This window comes from Chamaesiphon sp. OTE_8_metabat_110, from assembly GCF_031382685.1.
Taxonomy (GTDB): domain Bacteria; phylum Cyanobacteriota; class Cyanobacteriia; order Cyanobacteriales; family Chamaesiphonaceae; genus Chamaesiphon.
The window spans coordinates 1-1,968 of sequence record NZ_JANMZA010000600.1 but is presented as its reverse complement, the minus strand read 5'-3'; the positions used below and the strand labels follow the sequence as shown (position 1 = coordinate 1,968).

The following is a 1,968-nucleotide window of genomic DNA, read 5'->3' as shown; positions in this document are numbered from 1 at the left end:
CGATGAGTTTATTTTAACCGATCGATATTCTCGCAAAATTAGTGAGTTGTTGTTCGAGTGGCAACCTACTTTCATCCACAAATTGACCCACTCGTCTGCCCGCCCACTCGATCGGTTTTTGAATTCGCCAACAGTATCCGTTACTTGCCGAATAGCTAGTAGTTTAGCTGCTTGAGATTTTAAAATCAGTTTTTGTAAAGACCTTGCTTTCCGCTTGTCTCCAACTCGAACTGCTTTGTACACGCGCTTCTGTAGGCGAAAGAGTGTCTTCTGGAATTGCTTCCAGGGTAGACTCTTCCAAGATTCACTAGTCGTTAAACTGTGTCTAATCATGCTCTGCATCCGTTTGTGTATTCTGAATACCTTTCGGCAATTACGCCGAATCCTACCCGTGTCTGAGGAATTAATCCCCTCGTCTGGTCTACCGTAAGTGCGACCACTTACAGACCTCAAACACGTTTTTGTTCGTTCCATTCCATTAATTGATAGTCTTTTTAGATATAGCCAGTTCAACCGCTAGATTCCCATACTCATGCCAATACCTACAAACGAGTGTGGCGGGAAACTTGACTCTAGCGAGGTCAGACTATGGATTGCGTCTGCCCATGAATAGGTTGCTTTCTTAGGCTCTGTTTTATCATGAAGACTCCCTGTTAACGCCAGTGTCATCTGCAATTGATGTCTGATTGCGTCCTGTTCCCGGCTTCACTCTCACGAATTCCGAGTCGTGTCGGTGCGGGCAGATAAGGATTCACTCCTGAGTTTGGAGGAAGGGGCTTGCACCCTCATTAATAGAATAGTTCAAGCTTTTCCTTTGCTACATGTCTGGTAGCTAGCTTGGAAGTATTATGTACGGACTGAGTACCGTGATTTATACTTCAACGAATCGCACTATGTATTTCATTGACGATGACTGCTGAAAGATTCTCATTTGCGTAAAATCTAATCATTCTAGCCATCCTCTCGATCGAGATCGGCAACGATCGTCTCGATTTCGTCTCGATGGGTTTGATAGTAAGCCTGAGCTGCAAGGAAATCAAAGCGAGTTAAGCCTGGAAAATCTAGAGATAGTTCGGTTTCATCAGCACCCTGATTTTTGAGAGAAATTATAGTCCATACTGCAATCCTTGTATCCCTAATGCAGGCACAGCCACCAGCAACGCCAGGTGTTTTTTTAACCATTTTGGTAATGAGTGCCTCTTGAAATAAGGCATAGTCCTCCGTAGGCAAAGCTACGATCGCATCAGCCAAAGATTCTACTAACTTTGCATTCATATTTCTTTCCCCGATTTCTGCTTCCAAATATGAACCAAACTCACTACCACCGCCGCCAATCCTGGCCACTTGTAACGTCGAGTAGCATTGTAAATTAGACCTCCATTATTACAAATAAAGCGTAGTCCTGTAGAACGGGTATCGCCTTGAGCGATCGTATTAGTGGAAATCAAACCCATTGTGCCACCTGCGCGCAATAAATCGAACGATCGCCGAAAGAAGAACGCCACTAAATCGGAGTTACCGTGCGACTCAGCATAGGTGTCCTTCAGCCAATCGGGATAGCCTTCCGCATTTCCACTAGTCGTCGTATTTTTGCCAGCAAACGGGGGATTGCCGACGATCGCATCAAACCCGCCATTTTCCCTGTCAAACACCTCTGGAAACTCAATTTCCCAATTAAACGGCATTACCCGTTCACGCAACCGCGCCGAAACCGCCATCATTCGCTCCGGCTGCAACTGCACCATCCCCGCATAATCCCGCCGTAGATCCTCCCGATCCTGCTTATTTTTACCCACCCCATCAAAGAACGCCGCGATTCTCCTAGGGGAGCAACTAAGCCGACTAAAACGTCGTCTAAGGGATGAAAGAAACTGCTCTGGGACACGGGCAAGGGATTATGCTAGAAGTGTGTTCTAACAGTTAAGACCGAAGCCTCACTGGTGCGATAGCAGCCCGATACGGAGCATG

General features: G+C 46.3%; 2 protein-coding genes and 1 pseudogene. All 3 read right to left on the bottom strand.

Features of this window, described 5'->3' with window-relative positions; translation table 11 throughout:
* Positions 1 to 138 precede the first annotated feature (138 nt).
* Positions 139 to 333: pseudogene (locus RMO52_RS24865) on the bottom strand (reverse transcriptase N-terminal domain-containing protein); the annotation flags it as partial.
* Positions 334 to 951: 618 nt separating this feature from the next.
* A complete protein-coding gene (locus RMO52_RS21610; RefSeq protein WP_309738888.1) occupies positions 952 to 1,275 on the bottom strand; it encodes a DUF433 domain-containing protein in 324 nt (107 codons plus the stop codon).
* Positions 1,272 to 1,796: an Eco57I restriction-modification methylase domain-containing protein gene (locus tag RMO52_RS21605; protein ID WP_309738886.1), complete on the bottom strand. Its 525-nt coding sequence runs from the start codon at positions 1,794 to 1,796 to the stop codon at positions 1,272 to 1,274. The genes RMO52_RS21610 and RMO52_RS21605 overlap by 4 nt, the downstream gene beginning before the upstream one ends.
* Positions 1,797 to 1,968: the final 172 nt, after the last annotated feature.

Bases quoted from the DNA above. Each gene is read 5' to 3' on its own strand.
- RMO52_RS21610 (WP_309738888.1), bottom strand. From the start codon at position 1,275: ATGAATGCAAAGTTAGTAGAATCTTTGGCTGATGCGATCGTAGCTTTG.